The 23,182-nt window shown below is 59.6% G+C and carries 23 protein-coding genes; 13 read left to right on the top strand and 10 right to left on the bottom strand.

Annotated features, from left to right (window positions below):
• Positions 1-45: 45 nt before the first annotated feature.
• The 6 genes from RWL87_RS00770 to RWL87_RS00745 all read left to right on the top strand — a co-directional run bounded on the left by RWL87_RS00770 (position 46) and on the right by RWL87_RS00745 (position 6,847).
• Positions 46-999, top strand: a complete 954-nt coding sequence (locus RWL87_RS00770; RefSeq protein WP_313968584.1) for an ABC transporter ATP-binding protein — start codon at positions 46-48, stop codon at positions 997-999.
• Positions 1,000-1,070: 71 nt separating this feature from the next.
• A complete protein-coding gene (locus tag RWL87_RS00765; RefSeq protein WP_070688555.1) occupies positions 1,071-1,829 on the top strand; it encodes an ABC transporter permease in 759 nt (252 codons plus the stop codon).
• 145 nt (positions 1,830-1,974) lie between these two features.
• A complete protein-coding gene (locus RWL87_RS00760; protein ID WP_313968583.1) occupies positions 1,975-3,231 on the top strand; it encodes a histidine kinase in 1,257 nt (418 codons plus the stop codon).
• A gap of 129 nt (positions 3,232-3,360) precedes the next feature.
• On the top strand, positions 3,361-3,993 hold the full coding sequence (locus RWL87_RS00755; protein ID WP_313968582.1) for a response regulator transcription factor: 633 nt from the start codon (positions 3,361-3,363) through the stop codon (positions 3,991-3,993).
• 214 nt (positions 3,994-4,207) lie between these two features.
• Positions 4,208-5,293, top strand: a complete 1,086-nt coding sequence (gene ychF, locus RWL87_RS00750; protein WP_313968581.1) for a redox-regulated ATPase YchF — start codon at positions 4,208-4,210, stop codon at positions 5,291-5,293.
• Between the two features lie 384 nt (positions 5,294-5,677).
• A complete protein-coding gene (locus RWL87_RS00745; protein ID WP_313968580.1) occupies positions 5,678-6,847 on the top strand; it encodes a hypothetical protein in 1,170 nt (389 codons plus the stop codon).
• 179 nt (positions 6,848-7,026) lie between these two features.
• On the opposite strand, the gene RWL87_RS00740 is transcribed toward RWL87_RS00745, so the two are convergent.
• Complete coding sequence (locus tag RWL87_RS00740; RefSeq protein WP_005505155.1) at positions 7,027-7,239, bottom strand: molybdopterin-binding protein; 213 nt, start codon at positions 7,237-7,239, stop codon at positions 7,027-7,029.
• 346 nt (positions 7,240-7,585) lie between these two features.
• Here RWL87_RS00740 and RWL87_RS00735 point away from each other — a divergent pair, with 346 nt between their 5' ends.
• The gene (locus RWL87_RS00735) at positions 7,586-7,954 is read left to right on the top strand and encodes a zinc ribbon domain-containing protein YjdM (protein ID WP_070690950.1); all 369 of its coding nucleotides are present in this window, start codon (positions 7,586-7,588) and stop codon (positions 7,952-7,954) included.
• Between the two features lie 139 nt (positions 7,955-8,093).
• On the opposite strand, the gene RWL87_RS00730 is transcribed toward RWL87_RS00735, so the two are convergent.
• The 4 genes from RWL87_RS00730 to RWL87_RS00715 all read right to left on the bottom strand — a co-directional run bounded on the left by RWL87_RS00730 (position 8,094) and on the right by RWL87_RS00715 (position 11,227).
• Positions 8,094-8,351: a GlsB/YeaQ/YmgE family stress response membrane protein gene (locus RWL87_RS00730; RefSeq protein ID WP_313968579.1), complete on the bottom strand. Its 258-nt coding sequence runs from the start codon at positions 8,349-8,351 to the stop codon at positions 8,094-8,096.
• Between the two features lie 166 nt (positions 8,352-8,517).
• The gene (locus tag RWL87_RS00725) at positions 8,518-8,910 is read right to left on the bottom strand and encodes a hypothetical protein (RefSeq protein WP_294631994.1); all 393 of its coding nucleotides are present in this window, start codon (positions 8,908-8,910) and stop codon (positions 8,518-8,520) included.
• A gap of 436 nt (positions 8,911-9,346) precedes the next feature.
• Complete coding sequence (locus tag RWL87_RS00720) at positions 9,347-10,129, bottom strand: LppP/LprE family lipoprotein (protein ID WP_313968578.1); 783 nt, start codon at positions 10,127-10,129, stop codon at positions 9,347-9,349.
• A 174-nt stretch (positions 10,130-10,303) separates the two neighbouring features.
• Positions 10,304-11,227, bottom strand: a complete 924-nt coding sequence (locus tag RWL87_RS00715; protein WP_313968577.1) for a hypothetical protein — start codon at positions 11,225-11,227, stop codon at positions 10,304-10,306.
• 132 nt (positions 11,228-11,359) lie between these two features.
• On the opposite strand from RWL87_RS00715, the gene tpx reads away from it, so the two are divergent.
• Positions 11,360-11,860, top strand: a complete 501-nt coding sequence (gene tpx / locus RWL87_RS00710; RefSeq protein ID WP_303981461.1) for a thiol peroxidase — start codon at positions 11,360-11,362, stop codon at positions 11,858-11,860.
• 199 nt (positions 11,861-12,059) lie between these two features.
• Here tpx and RWL87_RS00705 read toward each other — a convergent pair whose 3' ends face one another.
• The 3 genes from RWL87_RS00705 to RWL87_RS00695 form a co-directional block, all read right to left on the bottom strand.
• Positions 12,060-12,998, bottom strand: a complete 939-nt coding sequence (locus RWL87_RS00705) for an AzlC family ABC transporter permease (RefSeq protein ID WP_313968576.1) — start codon at positions 12,996-12,998, stop codon at positions 12,060-12,062.
• A 9-nt stretch (positions 12,999-13,007) separates the two neighbouring features.
• Entirely contained in the window at positions 13,008-13,343 is a 336-nt protein-coding gene (locus RWL87_RS00700; RefSeq protein WP_294628450.1) for a branched-chain amino acid transporter permease, read from the bottom strand.
• A 456-nt stretch (positions 13,344-13,799) separates the two neighbouring features.
• On the bottom strand, positions 13,800-14,633 hold the full coding sequence (locus tag RWL87_RS00695) for an AzlC family ABC transporter permease (RefSeq protein ID WP_313968575.1): 834 nt from the start codon (positions 14,631-14,633) through the stop codon (positions 13,800-13,802).
• Between the two features lie 209 nt (positions 14,634-14,842).
• On the opposite strand from RWL87_RS00695, the gene RWL87_RS00690 reads away from it, so the two are divergent.
• Together RWL87_RS00690 and RWL87_RS00685 are read left to right on the top strand one after the other, a co-directional pair.
• Positions 14,843-15,340, top strand: coding sequence for an OsmC family protein (locus RWL87_RS00690; protein WP_313968574.1), 498 nt, complete (start codon positions 14,843-14,845; stop codon positions 15,338-15,340).
• A gap of 329 nt (positions 15,341-15,669) precedes the next feature.
• A complete protein-coding gene (locus RWL87_RS00685; protein WP_313968573.1) occupies positions 15,670-17,163 on the top strand; it encodes an amino acid permease in 1,494 nt (497 codons plus the stop codon).
• A 151-nt stretch (positions 17,164-17,314) separates the two neighbouring features.
• Here RWL87_RS00685 and RWL87_RS00680 read toward each other — a convergent pair whose 3' ends face one another.
• Complete coding sequence (locus tag RWL87_RS00680; protein ID WP_313968572.1) at positions 17,315-19,054, bottom strand: LPXTG cell wall anchor domain-containing protein; 1,740 nt, start codon at positions 19,052-19,054, stop codon at positions 17,315-17,317.
• Positions 19,055-19,308: 254 nt separating this feature from the next.
• On the opposite strand from RWL87_RS00680, the gene RWL87_RS00675 reads away from it, so the two are divergent.
• The 3 genes from RWL87_RS00675 (at position 19,309) to RWL87_RS00665 (ending at position 21,315) form a co-directional block, all read left to right on the top strand.
• Positions 19,309-19,830, top strand: coding sequence for an NUDIX domain-containing protein (locus RWL87_RS00675; protein WP_313968571.1), 522 nt, complete (start codon positions 19,309-19,311; stop codon positions 19,828-19,830).
• A 147-nt stretch (positions 19,831-19,977) separates the two neighbouring features.
• Entirely contained in the window at positions 19,978-20,565 is a 588-nt protein-coding gene (locus tag RWL87_RS00670; RefSeq protein ID WP_070690927.1) for a TIGR00730 family Rossman fold protein, read from the top strand.
• Positions 20,566-20,610: 45 nt separating this feature from the next.
• A complete protein-coding gene (locus RWL87_RS00665) occupies positions 20,611-21,315 on the top strand; it encodes a pyroglutamyl-peptidase I (protein WP_313968570.1) in 705 nt (234 codons plus the stop codon).
• A 142-nt stretch (positions 21,316-21,457) separates the two neighbouring features.
• On the opposite strand, the gene pgi is transcribed toward RWL87_RS00665, so the two are convergent.
• Entirely contained in the window at positions 21,458-23,134 is a 1,677-nt protein-coding gene (gene pgi / locus RWL87_RS00660) for a glucose-6-phosphate isomerase (RefSeq protein ID WP_313968569.1), read from the bottom strand.
• Positions 23,135-23,182 lie beyond the last annotated feature (48 nt).

Raw genomic sequence — 23,182 nt, 5'->3', positions numbered from 1 at the left:
CACTCTGTACCGCAGCGGTGCGAAAACCGGCGGTGTAATAGAAACATGAACACCGCAGCACTTCAGAACAGCAAGCCCAATACCGCAGAAACCGTTATTTCCGCCCGCGCCCTCAGCCAGGTTTTCACCACCCGCGCCGCAGGTAAAGTCGTAGCCGTCAACTCGATTGACCTGACCGTCAAGCGCGGCGAAATCATCGCACTGCTCGGCCCCAACGGCGCAGGCAAGACCACCCTCATCGACATGATTCTTGGTCTGACCCAGCCCAGCGGCGGTGAGCTGAGCGTCTTCGGTCGCAGCGCCTCCGAGGCAGCACGCGCCGGTCTACTCGGTGCGGTTCAGCAGACCGGTGGCCTGCTCAAGGACCTCACGATTCGCGCTACGGTCGAGATGATTGCGGCGCTGTACCCCAAGCCCATCAACGTGGACGAGGTACTCGCCAGCGCCGACCTGACCGATATTGCGAAGCGTAAGGTCGGCAAGTGCTCGGGCGGTCAGCAGCAGCGCCTGCGTTACGCCCTGGCGACCATGCACTCGCCGGAACTGCTAATCCTGGACGAGCCGACCGCCGGCATGGACGTGAACGCGCGCCGCACCTTCTGGGAGCGTATGGAAGCCATCGCCGAGCGTGGAACGACCATTCTTTTTGCGACGCACTACCTGGAAGAAGCACAGAACTTCGCCCAGCGCATCGTGCTCATGGAATCCGGCTCCATCATCGCTGACGGCTCCTCCGACGAGATTCGCGCCCTGACCGGCCACCGCCACCTCAGCTTCCTCGCCCCCGCGCCCATCACCGACCTGGATGTGCCGGTTGAGGTGACCGAAGAGTCCGGCGGGTACCGCCACCGCATCTCAGTACTGGAGATTGAGCAGGTACTGCGCACTCTGCTGAACAATTACAGCATCAGCGACCTGGAGGTTATCAAGCCCTCCCTGGACGAGTCCTTCACCCTGCTGACTGAGCAGGCCGCCGCCTCCAAGGCAACCGAAGCCTAAACACTAGACCGCCTCAACACCACGCAGCCTCAACACCGCACACTGCCGCTACACACCTCAAGGAAAACATCATGCTCCGCTACGCACTCTACGACATCCGCGCTTCTATCCTCTCGACCGACCGATTCTTCTTCGGCGTGGCACTGCCCATCGTCTTCTTCCTGCTCTTCGGCGCGATGCAGGACTACTCCTCCCAGCCGATGGGCGACGGCAACGTAGCGGCGTACGTCATGATTGGCATGGCGCTGTACGGCGCCGTGCAGAACACCGTGGCGATTAGCGGCAGCACCGTCGCTGAGCTGTCCAGCGGTTGGAACCGCCAGTTGGCGCTGACCCCGCTGACCACCGGTAAGTACCTGGGTGCGAAGTCGCTGACCGCCCTGGTGATTTCTGCGGTGCCGGTGATTGCGGTGAACATTGTGGGCATGTTTACCGGCGTTGAAATCCCCGTGAACCAGCAGCTTGCCGCTGGCGCGCTGACGGTGCTGTGCGGTCTGGTGTTCGCCTTCTACGGCATCATGATGGGCCTGCTGATTCGTAACGAGAACGCCGTGTCCATTGCGAACGGTCTGCTGGTGATTATGAGCTTCTTCGGTACCGTGTTCTCCCCGCTGAGCACCGACCTGCTGAAGTACGCCCGCTTCACCCCGCTGTACGGTGCCGCTGAGATTGCCCGCTACCCCTTCTCTGCAGGTCAGACCATTATCTCGGGCGGTGCGGACTGGCTCGTGACCGAGCCGCTCTGGTACGCCGTGGTGAGCCTCATCGTGTGGGCTGCTATCTTCCTGGGTGTTTCTGCCCTGCTGATGCGCCGCGCAACCCGCCGCTAAATGCTTCTTCCCGCCGTAGCCTTGAATCCCGAGGCTGCGGCGGAAGCCGTATCCAACTCACACTGCTCCTACTAACACAGCCCCTACTAACACCGCCGCACCGGTGGTATCTGCACCCGCGGCACCCGCACGTTAGGCTAGAACCATGACCGAAACCCACACCCACCCGAACGAACACCCCCACGCAGAGAACGAGGCGGCACCCTCCGCCGCGAAGCGCACCCTGGGCAAGAACCGCTTCCGCTTCCTCTACCGCGAACGCCGCGGCAGCGTGAACTGGCTGGCGCTGGGCTTTAGCGCCCCGTGGCTGGTGTTTCTGCTCATGCCGCTGGACAGCTTCCTCACCGCCGCGGAACTGGCGCCGGTGCGTTGGACCGGTGTGGCGCTGATTGCGCTGTTCGCGGTGGTGAACTGCTCGGCGTACGCGGTGCCGTGGCTGGTGCCGGTCGCCTCCACGGTGCGTCGAAGCGTCATCTGGACGGTGCTGATGATTCTGCCGTTGGTAGGTATGGCGGTGCTGACCCCGAGTGACATACACGTAATTCTGCTGGGCTTCGGTATGTACTTTGTGGCGTTCTGGATTTTTGGCACGATTGCCCCGTACCGTCTGCGACTGACCGTCGCGGCGTCGATGGGCGCAATCTGCTGGTTGACATTCGTTACTGTGAGCGGTTTCGATTTCTCCTCTCACGGAGGCATTGCTCTCTTTATCGGCGCGCCGCTGCTGGGTCTTCTGGGCTTCTCTTACCTGATTGAGCTCGGCGAACGCGCGGACGTAGCTCGTGCATCCCTGGCGCTCTCCGAGGAACGCGAGGAGATTGCCCGCGACGTGCATGACGTGCTGGGCCACTCCCTGACCGTCATCACCCTCAAGGCGGAGCTGGCGCAGCGTCTGCTGGAGATTGACCCCGCCCGCGCCGGTGCCGAAATGGAGGCGATCGCGCAGCTGTCTCGCGCATCCCTGGCGGAGGTGCGTTCGACCGTGACGCGCCTGCGCGTGCCTGACTTCTCGGGTGAGATTGAGGGTGCAGGTCGTGCCCTGCAGACCGCCGGTATTCGCGCCGAACTGCCGGATGCTCAGAGTGCGCTCGCGGTGGCTGGTGTGAACGCGAAGCTGTTCTCCTGGGTGCTGCGTGAGGCGGTCACGAACATGGTGCGCCACTCGGGCGCGAACGCGGCGCGGGTGCGCTTGAGCGCAACCGGCCTGGATATCCTCGATAACGGTGTGGGTGCTGGCGATGCGCGCGGTAACGGCCTGACGGGCATGGTTCAGCGCGTGGCGGCGTCCGGCGGTAGCGTGGTGATTGAGCCGGCACCCGAGCAGTGGCTGGCGGAAAACCCCGGCGGTGGGGTGGGTACGCGCATCCGCGTGAGCATGGACGGCGACACCTCGCTGCTGTAGATTGTGGAACATGGCGCCGCGCCCTGGACGGGGGAGCTACCTGCCCCTGTATGGTGGTGGTAGGCAACCTCTCACGGTGGTTGTTCCGCCCGCTATTTTCTGCCCCGTCTTCACCCCAGGGAGGCTCCTATGATTCGTGTTCTGCTCGCTGATGACCAGCAGCTTATCCGTGAGGCTCTTGCCGCCCTGCTGGGCCTGGAGGTTGACCTGGAAATTGTGGGCCAGGTCGGTAGCGGCGATGAGGTGTTGGGCGCTGTTGCCCTGTTGAAGCCGGACGTGGTGCTGCTGGATGTGCAGATGCCCGGCACCCTGCTGACCGACGGCATCGAGGCGGCTGCGGCGCTGCGTGATGCGGGTGCGGTGAGTGAGTCGGGTGAGCCGGTGCGTACGCTGATTGTGACGACGTTTGGCCGCCCGGGTTATGTGCGCCGTGCGCTGGAAGCTGGTGCGAGTGGTTTCGTGGTGAAGGATACGGGTGCTCGCCAGTTGGCGGAGGCGATTCGTCGTGTGCATGCGGGGTTGCGTGTGGTGGATCCGTCGTTGGCGGCGGATTCTTTGGTGACGGGTGCTTCTCCGTTGACGGAGCGTGAGGCGCAGGTGCTGCGTGAGGCGGCGTCGGGTGGTACGGCTCAGCAGATTGCGTCGGCGTTGTTTTTGTCGGCGGGTACGGTGCGTAATTATTTGTCGGCTGCAATGGCGAAGACGGGTGCGTCGACTCGTCAGGATGCGGTGCGTATCGCCACGGAGAACGGCTGGCTTTAGCTCCCTGCTCTCATCAACACGGGCGGCTCCTGCTCGAACACGATAGAATGGTAGTGTCTATGCCCGCAGGCGCCCCGAACCCGTTTCTTCCTGAGACTGACGGTGTCGCGCTTGGAAGCGGGCACCATTTTCGCCCTGTGCCCGCCCGCACCCGCCGCATCACGTACGCGGCGCATCCTGAGCGTATGGCGGCACATGATTCGAAGGAAAACTTGTGGCTCTAACTATCGGCATTGTTGGCCTGCCTAACGTGGGCAAGTCCACCCTGTTCAACGCTCTGACCGGCAACACTGTGCTGGCGGCTAACTACCCGTTCGCGACCATTGACCCGAACGTGGGCGTGGTGAACCTGCCGGATGCGCGTCTGAACCGTCTGGCTGAGATTTTTGGTTCGGAGCGTATTCTGCCTGCGACTGTTTCGTTCGTTGATATTGCGGGTATTGTGAAGGGCGCTTCTGAGGGAGAGGGCCTGGGTAATAAGTTCCTCGCGAACATTCGTGAGGCGCACGCTATCGCGCAGGTTGTGCGTGCGTTTGATGACCCGGATGTCATTCACGTGGACGGCAAGGTCGACCCCGCATCCGATATGGAGACCATTAACACTGAGCTGATTCTGGCTGACCTGCAGACTCTGGAGAACGCTATTCCGCGTCTGGAGAAGGCTGTGAAGATTAAGAAGGGTGACGCCGCTCAGCTGGAGACTTACAAGGCTGCGCAGAAGATCCTGGAGGATGGCGAAACCATCATTTCTCGCGCGAAGGACGAGAAGCTGGAGCTGGCTCACTTGAAGGAGCTGAACCTGCTGACCGCTAAGCCGTTCATTTACGTGTTCAACGCGGATGAGGGCATTCTGGCGTCTGAGGAGAAGCAGCAGGAGCTGCGCGATATGGTGGCGCCGGCTGAGGCTGTGTTCCTGGATGCGAAGCTGGAGGCTGATTTGGTTGAGCTGTCTGAGGAGGAGGCTCGCGAGATGCTGGAGATGAACGGTCAGGATGAGTCCGGCCTGGACCAGCTGGCGCGCGTTGGCTTCTCGACCCTGGGTTTGCAGACTTACCTGACTGCCGGCCCGAAGGAGGCTCGCGCCTGGACCATTTACAAGGGTGATACTGCGCCGCAGGCTGCCGGTGTGATTCACTCTGATTTTGAGCGTGGCTTCATTAAGGCTGAGGTTGTGTCGTTCAAGGACCTGGATGAGGCTGGCTCCATGGCGGAGGCGAAGGCTCGCGGTAAGGTCCGTATGGAGGGCAAGGACTACATCATGCAGGACGGCGACGTGGTCGAGTTCCGCTTCAACGTCTAAATCTGACTGGTCGATAGGACTTTGAGAATCCGGTGACGGAGGGATGACGAAATTCATCTCACTGTCACCGGATTTTCTGTACCCTTTAAGCGCAAGCTGAATTTGTAATAATTCTCAAATCAGGAGATACGGGAGGCGGATACGTCTGTAAATAATGAAATAAATAAAGAGAATAACGAACCCATTGTACCGAAGACCTCCAGGCGCTCATGCTTGTGACAAGTCTTCTGGTCTACGTTAACGAGAATGAACGAAATTCTGATTTATGATCGTGAATCGTAATTTTAGAATCAAAATAATATCTTCAGTGAAAAGTAATACTAGCTTATGGCTGTGAAGTGGTGGAGTTCCGCTTCAACGTCTAAGAATAAGAAAGGATAAGAAATGCCCGGATGGTGGGAATCTTTTTTAGCTAAATGGTCGTGGGATGACCCGACGCTTCTCTTGGGTTTTGCATCCTTTGTGGTCGCTGTAGCATCCTTGGTGGTCACTGCAAGCATCTCCATTGTGTTATGGAAGATGGGAGATAAACAGGCAAAACGTGATAGCGAACAAGCAAAACGTGACAGCGAGTTGCAAGCTGAATTCCTCGCTAGTCTAACGTCGGTTTCTCAGCTCCAGCGACGCGATGCACTACTGGGAACCGTTACTCAAGCCTCAGACCCCAGGTATCTGGAAGCGCTCTGGAAGGAGATTCGTGAGTATGAGGGAGCAGATTGGGATTTCCTCCTCAATCATCTCCGCGCCAATCCTGCTATTGCGCTTCCTGGAACGTCCACCGGTGTGAAAGTGCAAGATAACCTGACTGATGCCGCTGTGAGTAATTATGTTGACGGGCTTGAACGTCGTTATGCAGAAGGGGACGGCTATTGGCCCTATCCTGGATTGCTCAAATTCATTGCGGAAGTAACAAGACAGGGATCTAAGGTTGAGGTCTCACGTATCGTCGAACTTGTTACGGGACCGACTGCAGAAAAGCAACGTCCAGGTCACGTCTTCTACCGGGAACTGGTTAATACTCTTCCCCAGGTAGCGAGTCCTCTTCTTCATGCGGTTGAGAGGATTGATTCCCGGGCTCCCGGTGGTCTTAAACTGAATGTTCTGACAGGTGCCCTTCTTGCGGTCAAAGATATGGAACCGGAACCCGGAGATTCGACTTTGAGCGCGGATGAATCGCAAGAGTTGAAGGGGGAGATTGCCCAAGCTCTTGCCTATCTGCTACATCGAGATGTCCTACGCTCGTTTGATCGGTGGGAAATTGAGGGCTCGACCGACAGCGTTACTGCTACAGCTGCCTGGCTCATCAGAGCGGTTGGATGGGCTGCCGATGCTGATAGTCATCTAGCGATGCGGATGATTCAAAATCTAGCTTTCGCAATTAAATCAGTACCTAAATCGGATCGCATAGGGGGCTGGGGAATTGATGACGTTGATGTCCGTCAGGGATTCGAATGGATCAGTGAAAAGCGTCCTGATTTGTGGGAAGTCTACGGGGAAGAATTAGAAGCGGCCGCCACGGAAATTGGGCCGTGGAAGGAGGACCCCTCCTCGTAGGGTACCGCTTACCTTGAAACGTCGAATTACACCGAACGTGGTGGAGTTCCGCTTCAACGTCTAAGCGATAAAAATATAAAAGTGGGGCCCCGCACTACAAACCGTAGTGCGGGGCCCCGCTCTATTCACCCTTACGAGCTGCCTAGGCAGCTACCGGGCGTAAGTCTTGTTGACCGGGATTAGTGGTCAGCACCAACCATAACGTTGGAAGCCTTGATAACTGCGTAAGCGGTCTCGCCAACCTTCAGGCCCAGCTCCTTGATGGACTCATTGGTGATGGACGCAGAGATAACAACCTCCGGAGCAATCTCAATCTTAACGATGCCGTTAGTCGCACCCTCAGTAATCTCAACAACCTTGCCAGCGAACTGGTTACGTGCAGAAAGCTTCATGAAGCCGTGCCTTTCACTACTCAAAACGTACAAATACTCTAAGTACTCTACACGCCGCGGCCACCCAGAATCACCTTCCAACCAAAATATTACGCACGAACCATGCAAATTTTATTTTCGGCTTCACCCACGCCCCGCACCCACCCCAAAAGACCGGCAAAAACCAGCCCCACACATGCGGTTCACGCCCGCTAAATGGTATAGTCAGCACGAATGCGAGAATCCTCGCAACCCTCCATCGTCGCGCCCCTTGCCTGGCTGACGCGCGCCCACACGCCGCAGCACCACCGCAGTAACACCGCGAAAACAGGGGAGCGGCGCATCCGCACAGATCGAAGAAGGAACCATGAGCGAAAACCTCAACGAAATCGAAGCACCCGCCTGCCCCGAATGCAACGAAAACTACACCTACGAAATGGGTGAACTCTGGGCATGCCCCATGTGCGGCCACGAATGGGAACGCACCGCAGCAGGCGAAACCGAAGAAGAAGCAGGCACCAAGGTTCTGGACTCCGTCGGTAACGAGCTCGTCGACGGCGACTCCGTCACCATCGTCAAGGGCCTGAAGGTCAAGGGCGGCGCAGACATCAAGGCAGGCACCAAGGTGCGCGGCATCCGCCTGCTCGAATCCCCCGTCAACGGCCACGACATTGAGGCGAAGGTCCCCGGCGCAGGCCAGATGTACCTGAAGTCCTCCGTGGTGAAGAAGGCATAAACCAAGGCGATATAAACCAAGAAGACGTAACGCCTCCTGTGAGGCGCAGAAAAGGCGGCACCTCCCGCACTAGCTCACGCTAGGGGAGGTGCCGCCTTTGTACATGAGGGACTCCGCGAGCCCTCAAAGGGTCGGATTGTTACTTCCTGCCGGTCATACCCAGGTACAGGGAGATGGTCAGCATCGCCGCGAAGACTGAAAGAATCCCACGCATCCAGTCGATGCCATCCGTTACGGCAACGCCCAGCTGAACTGCCGCCCAGTTGCCGATAGCCGCACCGATAGCGCCGCAGACAATGGTCCAAAGAAGCGAAATATTCTGGCGGCCTCGCATGAAGAAACGTGCAATCGCGCCAATAATTGCGCCGGTAATAATGGTGCCAATAAGAGTGCCCATTGTTCTCTCCAAAGGTTGTACACCTGCCGCTGTGACAGGTGGCGTGTTAGTTCCAGTGTAGGCAATGCTGGTTACGGAAAGCTTAATAACGGGTATGTTAAGGTAAACGGCACCTCAATGTTTTACGTGTAAAACACTGAGGTGCCGTTCCTAACGAACAAAGCGACTACTTCGACTTACGCCAAATCTTCAGAGCGCTGCAAATCATCGGCAGCTGCAGGGGCAGGCGACCATACGCAATAGCCTTACGCTGAGTGGACTGGTTACGCGCATCCAGAGCCATCTGAATGTTCGCGGGGAACACCGCAACAAACAGCAGAGCCGCAAGCAGGCCACCAGCACGGCGGGTCTTATCATTAGCCAGCAGGGCAGCGGTGCCCAGCTCAGCTACACCCGAACCGTGAGTGTACGCGTGGGCAGGACCCGGCAGGTACTTCGGCACAATCGAGTCGAAGGGTTCCGGGATGATGAAGTGCAGCGCACCCATCACAGCGAGGGCGCGAGCCATGCGAGTAGCCGAGCGCTCAGCGCTGTACTCTTTCTTCTTAAAAATACTCATGCTCCCATTATGCGCCCGTCAGAGGCTTATTCCCCGCCTCAACGGCGCGCTGAACCGCTGCGTGTTTGACTGTCTAAAATGCGGACTAGGCACGTCAAACAGAAAACATTGTTCAAAAGCAGGTAAGATAGGGAACAACGGCACCACGTGCGGATGACGCCCCGCCTGCCCTCACCTTTAGGTGAGTCGCCAGACGGAGTAAAACACCGGGTGCCTACCGGAACAATCAAAGGAGTTATACCGTGAAGAAGATCCTGTGCATCGCTATCCTGGCAGGCGCCGCATACTTCGGTTACAAGAAGTTCGTTGCCTAAATAGCTAGCCCTCGGGCACTCTACATATCCTTAAGCAACGAAAACCCGCCGTCTCACATATGCACCATATGCGAGACGGCGGGTTTCTCGTACGCCCAGTTTGTGCGCCCCAAGTACGTAGCCTAAGAGTTATAGCTCGGAGGCGGGGTACCTTCCATATCGACTTGGTTCTTTGCTGGGTTCCAAGTGAACTCAGCAGTCGTGCTACCACTCGCGCTAGCGGGAGCTTCGTCTTCCTTCATGTAACGGTAGGTCACACGAATCGAGCTGTCCGAGGTGCGGGTAATCACCGGGGAGAACGAGTACGGCTCATAGGTTGCGGTACCAATGAACTTGCCGCGGTGGAACAGCAGAATGTGATGCACCATCGAGGAGATGCAACATTCCTTATGAGAGCTTCCCGGAATAGCGTCAATCCAGGACAGCTCAGCACAGGGATCATAACCCTCGTAGTCTTCTGAAACGTTCGTCCACTGATTCCACTTGCTCTTATTCTTCAGCTCGCGCAGAGCCTTAGACACCACGGTCGATGCAGAATCAGACGCGCAGGTGGAGTCCTTCTTCGACTCAGACTTAGCTTCAGACTTGGAATCCGACTTCGACTCGGATGCCGTCGGCTCAGCATGAACCGTAATCGTCACCACCGACGGCACCGGAGCAGGCGACGAAGCACTCGGGGTAGCGCTCGCGGATGCGCTCGGGCTCGCCGACGGGGTCGGGAACAGTGCCTGAGTGGAGGTCGCGCTCGCGGAGGCAGAAGCGCTGCCAGAAGAAGACACCACGGTACCCGAAACAGCAGAATCAGTGCTTGCCGAGCAGGAAGTGACAACAAGAGCTAGAGCGGCGCCCAATGCGGGTAGAGCCAAAGCGGTACGGCCGGTGAAACGGTGGCGATTAGAAGACATGGATACTCCTGAAGATGCGCGGCAGCGCGCATCGGTGCTGGTCAAGAAGTGAATAGTGAACTCGTCCAGTATAGGGAAAAAGAGGCGGGCACGTGGTGCGCGCGGTCAGCGCCGTTCGTTACCGTGACATGCGCGAGCAGCTGCCCGGCCCAAACACCCAGCACCAAAAACCGGCTAGCAGACCTTATCGTCCGTCAGATAATGCACCAGCCAGCCGCGCCTCGCCGTCGCAATACGCGCCGTAATCCGCGGAAAAACCCACAGACTGATAGCACCCTGAGCCCACAAAATCAGCGAAAACAGCAGCGGTCGGAACGCGTTATCGCGCGGATGCACCCCAGGATCGAAGAGACGGATGATTGCATCCGACAGGAAAATCGACGGGAACATCAGCGACATCAGCACCGTGCCCAGCACCCAGCCCGGCCCAAAGCACAGCAGAACCCAGCGGACGCTCATCCGCAGGTTCTTGCGGTGCGCCCAGCGGAACTGCCAGCCGCGCAAACGGTACGGATAAATCACACCCAGAATCGAGCCCAGGGACACCACAATAGCCGGCACCACAAAGAACGACAGGGACATCATGAGCGTGGGGGTCAGATGTTCATCCTGACTGTGCAGAATCAGCGCAACCGCCGTGCCAGAAACACCCGTGATGATGCCAATCGCAATAGCCTTCGTACGCACAAACAGGTGCAGGGCGTGCGGGTCGCTACTACGCAAAGCACGCAGGGCATGCTCCTCATCGTGACCCATCAGGTTCGTGGAGGTCACGTCCGCAACCATCCAGCCGACCATCACCAACGCGAAACCAGCCGGGCCCTTAAACTCGCTAAACAGCCAGGAACGCCAGGCTTCCGGCAGCAGATACCAGCAGATTGCCGCCAACAGGGCATTACACAGGAGGGTCTGCGTCTCCACCGGGAACGGGCGGGTAAACATGCGGCGCAACTCAGCGCGCACACTCGGACGGTACGTATTCTGCGGGTCAATGAGGGCACAACCCTCCACCCGCTGACGGCGCAGGTCCCGGCGGAGGGCCCTGAAATTCGTCACGGGATGCGCCAGCGGCGCCAGGCGGGAAGATACGTGCCTCAAAATGCTCACCAGCCCATTGTAGAGGTGCCACCGGGGTGAAGCAGCACAGCAGAAAATCAGCTATGCGGAAACTCCACCCGCTAACGCCTGTGTCTCCTTGCACACCCGCCCCATCCGGGGGACAATGAAGGCATGGCTGAAGTAACTCTACAGAATGAACTCGTAATCCACACCAACGGCGACCTGCCCGCAGTCGGCGCAAAGCTGCCCGAATTCTCGGTTCTCGCGGCTGATCTCTCCGAGATTTCCTCCGCAGACTTCGCAGGCAAGAATCTGGTGCTGAACATCTTCCCCTCCATCGACACCGGCGTTTGCGCAACTAGCGTCCGCACCTTCAACAAGGATGCAGCAAACCTGGACAACACTGTCGTGCTGTGCGTTTCCAACGACCTGCCCTTCGCAATCGGCCGCTTCTGCGCAGCTGAGGGCATTGAGAACGTTCAGACCTCCTCCGCTTTCCGCTCCTCCTTCGGTGAGGACTTCGGCGTGAAGCTCGTGGACGGCCCCCTGGCTGGTCTGCTGGCACGCTCCGTGGTTGTCGTGAACCCCGCCGGTGAGGTTGTCTACACCGAGCTGGTTCCCGAAACCACCAACGAGCCCAACTACGAAGCAGCACTGGCAGCTATCAAGTAAGCTTGACACGGGAGCCTGGCGCAATGCCTGCTCCTGAACAGTACTTCCGCTGGGTCTACCCCCGGCGGTATACAGCACAGCAGATACTGAACGTCTACAGCGCATGATCTAGGGTTCACCCACACATGCGGCTGGCGACAGCATAACGCCCCGCCCACCCGGTAACTCGGGTGGGCGGGGCGCTTTACTATGTTCGGGGTTAGTGCGTGGAGGCGGCAGATGTTTCGGAGGTTTCCTCATCGGCAACCAGCATATGCTCCGGCAGAGTGCCGCGGCGCTTAGCCACCACAAAACGCGACACCAACAGCAGAATGTACACCACCATCGAAATGAGCAGCATTGACTGCGGCGCCAACACCAAACCAACCACCGCAGACACACCCGCAATAGCGGCAGTCGTGCGGTCCTGAGAACTGCGATACGCATCAATAGCGAGCACCGCAAACAGTGAGGTCATCACAAAATCCACGCCCTTGAGCTCACTCAAGAAACTCGCACCCAGCACGTAGCCGAGTGTTGCGCTCGCCAGGACGCTCAGGTGCAGACCCGCGTGAATCCACAGAATGCGGGAGGCACGCAGCTTATGGCGGTCAGGCCCGGTGTTCAGTGCGTACGCCTCATCAATGAGGGTGTACACGGTGTAGAACTTCGCCAAACCACCGCGCACACGCTCAATCGGGTACGACAGGCCGTACATGAGGTGGCGCGAATTAATGAGCAGAGTCATCACGGCAATAGAGAACAGCGACGCATGCGTAGAAATCATGTCGATCAGCACGAACTCCACCGAACCGGCAAAAACCAAAGTTGGCAACAGGGGAGCCACCCAGAACGGCAGACCGTAACTGTGCACCAGCACGCCCAGACCAATGCCGACAAAGAACAGGCCCAGCATAATTACGCCGGCGACGCGCATCGCCTCCGCAAAACCGCTCTCGCGCGGTTGCTGAGAGCCCGGCGTATCGAGGGAGGCGGGTGCCTCCACCACGGGAATCATGCCGGTCAGCGGAAGTGCGGACGCGATGACCTGATCCACCTGCTCGGGAGAAGCCAGATGGGGCGCGGGCTGGCTCGCCTGCTGCGGCGCGGGCTGAGAAGAAACCTCGGGGGAAGAAACAGAATTCTTAGAGAAGCTCATCGTGACCCCCTAGAAAACCCAGTTAGCCAGCACAACACAGGTGACGGTACCCGCCACCATGCTCAGCACCATATTCTTACGCCACAGGTGCACACCCACGGTCACCACCAGCCCCGCCAGGTACGGTGCCGCCGTAGCGAATGAGGAGTAATCAATCTTCGCCACCGCATAGATGGCAAGTAGCGCGACCGCGCCAAGCGGGATCCAGTGGCTGAGTGCATCGAGCAGTTCGGAGCCAGCGAGCGCCTTCTTCAAACCGAAAGGCAGCAGACGCAGCGTAAAAGTAATACCTGCAGCAACGAACACCGCAGCGAGAATATATCCGGTGGTTACTTCACCGTTCATGAGGTTTCTCTTTCTGCACCACATAAAAACCCCGAAGGCTGTGCGGGCAAGCCGTGAAAGCGCCCGCGAAAAGGGTAGGGGAGAGTCCAGCCGAAGAGGGACTGGGCACTAAGTGGTGCGGTAGGTACGTGAGTTGATGAAAGCCGCGAAACATGGAGGCGGAGGGTCGTTCCTCCTGCGTGAGACTAGTGCTTGGCGCGGGTAGTTGTGCGCGTAACTAGTTCTTACGTGTGACCTCGGGTGATGCCGCTCCCGGTGCGGTGTTACTCCGGGGCGGCACAGCGTTCTGCGTCGCTAGTTTCCTTAGCGGTGTCTTTCATCTGAGTCATGGGTACCTCAACCTCTGGGTGCCTCCGCGCAGGTTCGCGCGGGAAGCATCGTGTAAATCCTAGAAAGAGGGGAGAGCGAAGCTCTACTCATCTATCCTAACCGGTTTTGAATACGTATGTAACGTTCTTATCGCTGTGTGGAAGCGGGCGCATCAGCGGAAGCGGTGGTGCCTGAGCTCTCTGCGGCAGTGCCTGGGGTCTCCGCCGTGCTTTCAGCCTTAGCCTCTCCCTCATGCACAGTACGATGCGGTAGCGTGCCGCGGCGCTTCGCCACCGGGAAGCGCGCCAATAGCAGAACCACATACGAACCCAACGCCACCACCAGGAACGATGACGGCGCAAAAATTAGCGCCACCGCAGCGGAAACCGCGACAAAGAGCGCCGTCACGCGATCCGGGTTGGCGCGGTAGCCGTCCATGGCAAGAACCGTGAAGATAGCCACCATCACGAAATCCACGCCCTTCAAGCTGCTGAGGAAACTCGCGCCCAGCACATACCCGAGGACTACGCTCAGAATCCACGAGACGTAAATCAGCACGTTCACCCACAGAATGCGCGCCCCCGAACGCTCATTACGGTCGGGACCGGAATTAAGTGCGAATGCCTCATCACACAGAGTGTGAATCGCCAGAGCCTTAGCCCAAAAACCCTTCACGCTATGTAGCGGGTAGGAAAGACCGTACACCAGATGACGCGCATTCACCAGGAACACCGTCAATGCAATCGACGCCAGGGGCGTGCCAGCGCTGACCATACCCACCATCAGGAACTCCACCGAACCGGCAAAAACCAGGGCAGAGAGCAGCGGTGCAGTCCAGATGGGCAGACCGTGCGCGTTGAGGATAATACCCAAACCCAAACCCAGCACAGCGATACCGAGCATCACCACGGAAGAATCCGCAATAGCCAAGCGGAGATCATTCTGCGCGCTCGCATGCTTAGCGTTCGGGGTCTGTGCCATCAGTGGGTTCCTTGTGTGCGTTACGTTCTGTGAAAAGCCTGTCTGCCTGTGCGCGGGTAAATATAACGCCCGCCGCGGCTTTCAAGTGTATAGGAGCGGCCGGTTGACCGACGAGAAAAAGAGTCCGGGAATAAAATATGAGAAACACGCTTATAGTGAATGACACTAAACAAAGAACCACCCGAAAGGGCACCCCGAAAGGAACCTCAATGGCTGAGCAGAACAACGCCGAGCAGAACACCGAAGAGCAGAAGAAGGTGTACGAGCGCCAGCAGGAACGCCGCGAACTCGAAAACTACCGCCAGACCAAGATCGAGCGCATCGACCGCCTGCGCTACCGTGCCTACGGTGCCAACGGCGCAACCCTCGACTTCGGCGTGGGTGAGGGCCTGCTGACCCCCGTCGAGCTGCTGCTCGCCGCAATTGCGGGTTGCTCCTCCGTGGACGTGGACGCGGGCACCTCCCGCCGCTCCACCCCCGAGGTGTTCGAGGTGCTCGCCTCGGCTCTGCGACTCAACGAGGACGGCGCGGTTCGCCTCGACGACGTTGAGGTGGACTTCGATGTGCGCTTCCCCGCCGATGAGCAGGGCGCCAAGGCACAGAAGATGGTTGACCGTCTGATTCAGCTCAGCGAGCAGAAGGATTGCACCGTCTCCCGTACCGTGGAGCACCCCACGAAGGTTTCCTTCCACAACCTTGCGAACTAAATACGCTGGGTGGGCTAAAAACCCTGAGAGCTGAATAGGCCGGGCAAATTAGCCTGATATGGAACCCTCCCGTACCGCTTGTGATGAAGCGGCGCGGGAGGGTTTTTCTGTGTTTTCGTGGTTTTGGGTGGAAATGAGCCTGAAAAGCGAGTAGGATTGACCCTCAGATTAGGAAAACTTACGGTACGTAAGAATTTCTAAAGATTGAAGAATTTCTTGACCCAGGCACAAACCTTCGGCGGCACCACCCGCAGCAGGACTAGACTGGACACCACAGACTAGACCGCTCGCAAACGCACGAAGCAATAGCCTCAGAAAGAAGACCTGACATGGCACAGCCTACAGAGACTTCCGGCGCTGCATCGGAAGCCACCCCCGCAGAGGGTGAACTGAAGCGAGGCCTCTCCGCCCGCCACATGCAGATGATCGCAATCGGCGGCGCAATCGGCACCGGCCTCTTCGTCGCATCCGGTAAGACCATCTCCACCGCAGGCCCCGGCGGCGCAATCCTCGCATACGCCCTCATCGGCATCATGGTGCTGTTCCTCATGCAGTCCCTCGGCGAGATGGCTGCGCACCTGCCCGTCCCCGGCGCCTTCCAGACCTACGCGGCACGCTACGTGTCCCCGTCCTTCGGCTTCGCCATGGGCTGGAACTACTGGTTCAACTGGGCGATTACCGTCGCCGCCGAGCTCGTCGCCGTCGGTGAGGTGATGAGGTACTGGTTCCCGGACGTCCCATCCTGGGTGTGGGCGGCAGGATTCCTTGTGCTGCTGACCGGCATCAACGCCCTCTCGGCACGCTCCTACGGTGAGAGTGAGTTCTGGCTCGCCACCATCAAGGTTGTGACCGTGGTCGTCTTCCTCATTGCTGGTATCGCCATGATTTTCGGCATCCTGGGTGGTAGCTCCCCGGGCTTCTCCAACTGGACCATCGGCGACGCCCCCTTCGTTGGCGGCGCACCCGCCGTGCTCGCCATCTTCATGGTGGCTGGCTTCTCCTTCCAGGGCACCGAAATGATTGGTGTGGCTGCGGGCGAGTCCGAGAACCCCCGCCGCGATGTGCCCCGCGCACTGACCAGCGTGTTCTGGCGCATCATGCTCTTCTACATTGGTGCGATGGTCGTTATCGGCTTCCTGATTCCCTACTCCGACCCGAACCTGCTCACCGCAGCGGACGGCAACATCAACATCTCCCCGTTCACCCTCATCTTCGAGCGTGCGGGTATCGCCTTCGCGGCAGCCATCATGAACGCCGTGATTCTCTCCGCAGTGCTCTCTGCGGGTAACTCGGGCCTGTACGTTTCGGCTCGTATGCTCTTCGCGCTCGCGCAGGAGGGTAAGGCGCCGAAGATGTTCACCCGCATCAACTCCGGTGGTGTGCCCATGAATGCGCTGCTGGCAACCGCCGCTATCGGTGCGGTCGGCTTCATTGCCGCGCTGCTCTCCCCGGATGGTGCGTACCTGTGGCTGGTGAACGTGTCCGGTCTGGCTGGCTTCATCACCTGGGTGGGTATCGCCGTGGCTCACTACCGTTTCCGCCGCGCATACCTGAAGCAGGGTAACAGCCTGAAGGACCTGCCCTACGTGGCGCCGTTCTTCCCCGCAGGCCCGATTATCGCCTTCCTCATGTGCCTGGTCGTCATTGGCGGTCAGAACTACGAGGCGTTCCTCAGCGGCGACTGGTTTGGCGTTCTGAGCTCCTACATTGGTCTGCCCGTGATTATTGCGGTTTGGCTGGTGCACCGTGTGGTCACTCGCGACCGCATTATCCCGCTGGAGCAGATTGACGTGAGCGGCATCGAGGTTAAGGCTTCGAAGTAACGCGAACGCTTGCGTCGGCTGATAGACTCTGCTGGCTGAATTAGCTGATACGTGAAGAGCCGCCGGTTCCCTTTGAATGGGGGAACCGGCGGTTCTTTGCTATCCGCGGTTTATCCCGGGCGGGTGGGCTAGGCTGTGCGCCCTGCAGCTTTTAGGAGCGGCGGCGCGAGCGCAGAACGCTCAGACCCGCGCAGATAGCGGCAACACCAAGAACAACGATCACGCCAACGCCGGATGCGCCGGTGTTCGCCAGGGTAGCCTTCTTGGGGCTGCTCTCCTTAGCGAGGCTGTCCTTTGCCAGGGTGTCCTGTGCCGAGCGGGCGGCGGTTACCGGAGCCTCCTGAGCTGGCTTGCTCTTGGGATGTGCCACGGTTGCGTCCTCCAGCTTGTCCGTGTTGGGGGTCTTATCGGCAGCCGGTGCCTGATCTGCCGCGGGTGCCTTGTCGGCAGGCATCGGAGCTTCCGGCAACGCCGGGACGGTCGGTGCATCGGTGGGGTTAACGCCTACGGTTGCTTCCGGCAGTGCCGGGACGGTGGGCGCATCGGTCGGATTCACACCAACGGTTGCCTCCGGTAGCGGTGCTACGGTCGGTGCGTCGGTGGGGTTCACGCCTACGGTTGCTTCCGGCAGCGCGGGAACCGTCGGTGCATCGGTCGGGTTCACTCCCACGGTTGCTTCCGGTAGTGCGGGAACCGTCGGGGCATCAGTGGGGTTCACACCTACGGTTGCTTCGGGAAGCGGAGCCACGGTGGGCGCATAGGTCGGGTTAACGCCTACGGTTGCCTCGGGCAGGGGTGCCACCGTCGGTGCGTCAGTGGGGTTAACTCCTACGGTTGCTTCCGGCAGGGGTGCCACGGTGGGTGCGTCAGTCGGGTTAACGCCTACGGTTGCCTCGGGCAGGGGTGCCACGGTGGGTGCATCGGTCGGGTTAACGCCTACGGTTGCCTCCGGCAACGGTGCCACGGTCGGTGCGTCAGTGGGGTTCACTCCCACGGTTGCCTCGGGCAGGGGAGCCACCGTCGGGGCATAAGTCGGAACCGCCGACACCACGGGCTCCTGCGCGAAAAGCTCAAGAGGCTTCTGGGCATCAAACGAACCGTACTCGGCACCCTCAACGCCAGCTGCCATGGTGCCCGCAATGTACTTGTGGGAGGTATTCAGCGTCGCCGCAACATCCGCCGGAACCTTCACCTCCGTCTCAAAGACACCGTTGTGAATCTGCGAAGCAGGTACGGTCACCTGAGCCACGAAACGCATACCCTGCTGGGGAAAACGACCGGGAACCCACACATTCGTATCAGACACCACCACACTCACACCGTGCGGGGTCGCCTCACCCGTGTAGCCGGTACCGCGCACCTTCAACACGGTCTCACCCTTGGTGTTCAGGCGCGGGGAATCCACGTGCAGAACCGGTGCGGCGCTATCCTTCACAACGTTCATGCGCAGAACCTGTCCGCCCCCGTAACCATCAACGATGATATTAGCGACGAAGCTGTAGTTCTTCGCCGGGTCAATCAGGCTACCGGGAACGTAATGGGTCGCAGTCGCCGTGCCATCCTTGAACGGGCCGTCAACGCGCACCGTCTGAATCGGGTTCAGAAACGGGAAACCCCTATGGTTTGCCTCGTGCAAAGCCGGGGCGAAAGCGGTAGTCTTCGCGGGCAGTTTCGATGCCTTGAACGTAATCTTGTTCAGACGCAGAGCGGTTTTCAACTCGCGGGTGTTGGTCTCAACCTTGTAGTTGTAGACCGTAATAACCGGCGGGTTATCCGGATTCGGGGTATTTGCTGCCGCAACAGAAGGCAGAGCGCCCAGGCTCAAGGAGGCGGCAAGAAGAACAGAAGCACCGGCGCTACCGTAGCGGCGGGCAGGAGAAGAGTTAGCCATCACGAAGTTCCTTCTACATGAGTGATTGAGCGATTCGCACTCTTCCTGTATCGCGCCAAGTCGAGTGCGTATACGGTACCGCGACATCGCGGTTAATTACACCGTAACACGCACCTAAACGCATGAACCGGACATAAGATAACTCGCCGAAATATTACGTAAAACCACTGCCCGCAGGGCGCACAATAGGGCGGATGAATAAGACAAACACGTACAGCGCCGGATGGAGGATGCGGAAATGCTAGGGTAGAAAGATGCCCACGCAGAAGAACCCGCAGAACCGAGTAGAAGTAGCCCACACCGTCCAGCCCGTTACTGAGCACACCGCCATCGACAGCGCGCACCGCGTCGTGAACGTGTGCGCCGTGGCAATCCGCAACCGGGACGGGCTCGTACTCACCGTGCGCAAGCAGGGTAGCGACGGGTTCATGATGCCCGGCGGCAAACCCGAACCGGGGGAGACCCCGCTACAGACCGCCTGCCGCGAAGTGAGCGAAGAAATCGGGCTCACCCCCGACCCCGACCGGATGCACCACCTCGGACTCCTGGAGGCCGCCGCGCTGAACGAGGCAGGCTTTACGGTACGCGCCGAAACCTACGAATACGCACCCACCGACGAGCAACACGAGCAGCTGGCTACGCTGGTGCCGCAGGCTGAAATTGCTGAGCTACGCTGGGTCAACCCCGCCATGAGCAGCCCCTCCGATAGCGCCGCGCAGGCACCGCTGAATACCGAGCAGATCTTCCCGCTGCTGGCACGCACCCCGCTACCGTAACCGCCGCACCCAACATGTGCCCTGAACCGGCGGGCGGCACACATGAGGTACACAGGTACATCCGGTACCCTCAACACAGAACACCGCGAGGCGAAGCCGCCACGCAGCGACGCGTACGGTACCCTCGCCCACCCCTCAAGGAGAACCATGAAGAAGACTGACTACAACCTCGCCGTCTACTGCGGCGCACGTTCCGGCAACGACCCGCTCTTCACCGAGCGCGCCCGCGAACTCGGCACTCTCTGCGCCCAGAACAATATTGGCGTGGTGTACGGAGGCGGCCGCACCGGCCTCATGGGCACCGTCGCGGGCGCAACCCTGGACGCCGGCGGCGTGGTCTACGGCGTGGTCACCCACAAGCTGGTCGGCCTGGAGGGCGTGTACCCCGGCCAGACCACCCTCGACATTGTGGACACCATGCACCAGCGCAAAATCGCCATGATTGAGAAGGCTGACGCGTTCGTCGCCATGCCCGGCGGCCCCGGCACCCTCGAAGAGTTCTTTGAAGTCTTCAGCTGGCAGTTCCTCGACATTCACTCCAAGCCGGTTGCCCTGCTGAACGTCAACGGCTACTGGGACAAGCTCATCGACGCGATGCACTACATGGCGTCCACCGGCCTGCTGAACGAGCGCTACCTGGACGAGCTCATCATTGCCACCACCCCCGAGGAGCTTCTGGAGGCGCTCGCCAAGGACCTGGAACGTCGCGCCGCCGAAAAGAACGCTGCTGAATAAAACTAACACTGCTGAATAAAACCAACGCAGAAAACGAGAACCACTATGGCAACCACCCCCAACCAGGCACGCACCCTGCTGCTGACCTTCTTCGGCCCGTTTCCCGGCGTGCCCGTGAACCCCACCGTAGCGCTCGCCGAAGGTGCTCAGCGTCTACTGACCCGGATGCGCCCGGATTTGAACGTCATCACCCGCGAGCTGCCCGTCAGCTACGACGGATCCAGCGCCGCACTGCGCGCCGCCCTGCAGGAGGTGCAGCCCGACGCGCTCATCAGCCTGGGCGTGGCGGTCGGCCGCGATGTGGTGAGCCTCGAGCAGGTCGCCATCAATCTGGACTCCGCGGGCATTGAGGATAACGACGGCGATCAGCGCTGCGATGAGCCGATTGCTCCGGGTGGTCAGGAGGCGTACTTCTCCTCCCTGCCTGTGCGCGCCAGCTTTGAGCGTCTGCGTGCGGCGGGGGAGCCGGTCGAGATTTCGTACACCGCCGGAACCTACGTGTGCAACCACGTGTTCTACGAGGGTCAGCGCATCAGCCGCGAGCTGGGTTTGAGCATCCCCGCCGGGTTCGTGCACGTGCCCGCAACCCGTGCTGACGGTGAAGAGGTAACCGAGGGGGTGGAACTGACCGCCCACCGTGACGCCGGTGGCGTGGTCCGCGACGAGCAGGGCATCCCGCAGCTGCCCGAATCCACCGTGGTGCGCATTATTGCGGAGGTCGCCTCCGACACCCTGCCCGCGCTGGACTAGCGGCACTGAGCCAGCTAGAACCCGTATAACTAGAACCCATATAGCAAAACCGCCGGATAGCCTCCCTAACTGGGAGCCTATCCGGCGGTTTGTGCATCCTACACCCACAGGCTATAAAACCCTCGAGCGTAGGTCTGAACTACTACTTGGTGCGGTTCTTCAGGTAGTAGTCAATCAGCGAAGCGGTCGAAGAATCCTGACGCTCCAGAACCTCGCGGTCACCCTCAATAGCGGGAACCAGATCCAGAGCCAGCTTCTTACCGAGCTCAACACCCCACTGGTCGAAGGAGTCAATACCCCAAACAACACCCTGAACGAAGGTGATGTGCTCGTACAGGGCAATCAGGGAGCCCAGAACGCGCGGGGTCAGGCGCGGCGCCATGATGGAGGTGGAGGGGCGGTTACCGCTGAAGATACGTGCGTTGACCACGTGCTCTGCGGTGCCCTCTGCGCGAACCTCTTCCTCGGTCTTACCGAAAGCGAGAGCCTGAGACTGTGCGAAGAAGTTAGCCAGGAACAGCTCGTGAACGTCCTGCTCGCCGTCCTTGGTCGGGTGGACCGGGTTAGCGAATGCCAGGAAGTCCGCGGGGATCAGGCGGGTGCCCTGGTGGATCAGCTGGTAGAAAGCGTGCTGGCCGTTGGTGCCGGGCTCGCCCCAGAACACTTCACCGGTTGCGTAGTTGACGAAGGAGCCGTCTGCGCGAACGGACTTGCCGTTGGACTCCATGGTCAGCTGCTGCAGGTATGCGGGGAAGCGGTGCAGGTACTGGTCGTAGGGCAGAACCGCGTGGGTCTCAGCACCCAGGAAGTTTACGTTCCAGATGTTCAGCAGAGCCATCAGAACGGGCACGTTCTGCGCCAGGGGAGCGGTGCGGAAGTGCTCATCCATTGCGTGGAAGCCGGAGAGGAATTCAGCGAAAACCTTCGGACCGAAAACAATAGCCAGGGAGGTGCCGATCGCGGAGTCTACGGAGTAGCGGCCGCCAACCCAGTCCCAGAAGCCGAAAGCGTTCTCGGGGTCGATGCCGAATGCTGCAACCTTGTCGAGTGCGGTGGAGACAGCCACGAAGTGCTTAGCCACAGCTTCGGATGCTTCCTTACCTTCCAGCGCGCCAGCCTCACGCAGGGAGGAGAGCAGCCACTCGCGCGCCACGCGTGCGTTGGTCAGGGTCTCCAGGGTGCCGAAGGTCTTGGATGCGACGATGAACAGAGTGGTCTCGGGGTCCAGGTCGGAGACCTTCTCAGCCACGTCGGTCGGGTCAATGTTGGAGATGAAGCGTGCGGTGATGCCTGCATCAGCGTAGGGCTTGAGAGCCTCGTACACCATGACCGGGCCCAGGTCGGAGCCACCGATACCGATGTTCACAACGGTCTCGATGCGCTTGCCGGTGATGCCGGTCCACTCGCCGTTGCGCACGCGCTCAGCGAATGCGTAGATCTTCTTCAGCACGGCGTGAACGTCTGCGTCTACGTCCTGGCCGTCAACGGTCAATGCGGGGGTGTAACCCTCGGGGCGGCGCAGCGCAGTGTGCAGTACTGCGCGGTCCTCGGTGACGTTAATGTGCTCGCCGGAGAACATTGCCTCGCGAGCCTGCTCCAGCTTGACCTCTTCAGCGAGCTTGACCAGCAGCTCAACGGTTTCGGAGGTAATCAGGTTCTTGGACAGGTCGACGTGCAGTTCGTCGGCGGTGAAGCTGAACTTCTGCGCGCGTTCCGGGTCAGCGGCAAACCATTCGCGCAGGTTCGGGGTGAGAGCCTTGTGGTGAGCGGACAGAGCCGACCAGGCAGAGGTGGTCGTGGGGTCAATAGAAGTAGTCATGCTTCCATTCTCTTATTTTCGGGGGTCTCTGTCACCTCTTTCGAAGGT

The sequence above is a fragment of the uncultured Rothia sp. genome, from assembly GCF_963555405.1.
Taxonomy (GTDB): domain Bacteria; phylum Actinomycetota; class Actinomycetes; order Actinomycetales; family Micrococcaceae; genus Rothia.
This window is presented reverse-complemented; position numbering and strand designations above follow the sequence as displayed.

What these genes read in the sequence shown, in the direction of transcription:
- RWL87_RS00770 (WP_313968584.1), top strand. Translation starts at nt 46, where the DNA reads ATGAACACCGCAGCACTTCAGAACAGCAAGCCCAATACCGCAGAAACC.
- RWL87_RS00765 (WP_070688555.1), top strand. Translation starts at nt 1,071, where the DNA reads ATGCTCCGCTACGCACTCTACGACATCCGCGCTTCTATCCTCTCGACC.
- RWL87_RS00760 (WP_313968583.1), top strand. Translation starts at nt 1,975, where the DNA reads ATGACCGAAACCCACACCCACCCGAACGAACACCCCCACGCAGAGAAC.
- RWL87_RS00755 (WP_313968582.1), top strand. Translation starts at nt 3,361, where the DNA reads ATGATTCGTGTTCTGCTCGCTGATGACCAGCAGCTTATCCGTGAGGCT.
- RWL87_RS00745 (WP_313968580.1), top strand. Translation starts at nt 5,678, where the DNA reads ATGCCCGGATGGTGGGAATCTTTTTTAGCTAAATGGTCGTGGGATGAC.
- RWL87_RS00740 (WP_005505155.1), bottom strand. Translation starts at nt 7,239, where the DNA reads ATGAAGCTTTCTGCACGTAACCAGTTCGCTGGCAAGGTTGTTGAGATT.
- RWL87_RS00735 (WP_070690950.1), top strand. Translation starts at nt 7,586, where the DNA reads ATGAGCGAAAACCTCAACGAAATCGAAGCACCCGCCTGCCCCGAATGC.
- RWL87_RS00730 (WP_313968579.1), bottom strand. Translation starts at nt 8,351, where the DNA reads ATGGGCACTCTTATTGGCACCATTATTACCGGCGCAATTATTGGCGCG.
- RWL87_RS00725 (WP_294631994.1), bottom strand. Translation starts at nt 8,910, where the DNA reads ATGAGTATTTTTAAGAAGAAAGAGTACAGCGCTGAGCGCTCGGCTACT.
- RWL87_RS00720 (WP_313968578.1), bottom strand. Translation starts at nt 10,129, where the DNA reads ATGTCTTCTAATCGCCACCGTTTCACCGGCCGTACCGCTTTGGCTCTA.
- tpx (WP_303981461.1), top strand. Translation starts at nt 11,360, where the DNA reads ATGGCTGAAGTAACTCTACAGAATGAACTCGTAATCCACACCAACGGC.
- RWL87_RS00705 (WP_313968576.1), bottom strand. Translation starts at nt 12,998, where the DNA reads ATGAGCTTCTCTAAGAATTCTGTTTCTTCCCCCGAGGTTTCTTCTCAG.
- RWL87_RS00700 (WP_294628450.1), bottom strand. Translation starts at nt 13,343, where the DNA reads ATGAACGGTGAAGTAACCACCGGATATATTCTCGCTGCGGTGTTCGTT.
- RWL87_RS00695 (WP_313968575.1), bottom strand. Translation starts at nt 14,633, where the DNA reads ATGGCACAGACCCCGAACGCTAAGCATGCGAGCGCGCAGAATGATCTC.
- RWL87_RS00690 (WP_313968574.1), top strand. Translation starts at nt 14,843, where the DNA reads ATGGCTGAGCAGAACAACGCCGAGCAGAACACCGAAGAGCAGAAGAAG.
- RWL87_RS00685 (WP_313968573.1), top strand. Translation starts at nt 15,670, where the DNA reads ATGGCACAGCCTACAGAGACTTCCGGCGCTGCATCGGAAGCCACCCCC.
- RWL87_RS00680 (WP_313968572.1), bottom strand. Translation starts at nt 19,054, where the DNA reads ATGGCTAACTCTTCTCCTGCCCGCCGCTACGGTAGCGCCGGTGCTTCT.
- RWL87_RS00675 (WP_313968571.1), top strand. Translation starts at nt 19,309, where the DNA reads ATGCCCACGCAGAAGAACCCGCAGAACCGAGTAGAAGTAGCCCACACC.
- RWL87_RS00670 (WP_070690927.1), top strand. Translation starts at nt 19,978, where the DNA reads ATGAAGAAGACTGACTACAACCTCGCCGTCTACTGCGGCGCACGTTCC.
- RWL87_RS00665 (WP_313968570.1), top strand. Translation starts at nt 20,611, where the DNA reads ATGGCAACCACCCCCAACCAGGCACGCACCCTGCTGCTGACCTTCTTC.
- pgi (WP_313968569.1), bottom strand. Translation starts at nt 23,134, where the DNA reads ATGACTACTTCTATTGACCCCACGACCACCTCTGCCTGGTCGGCTCTG.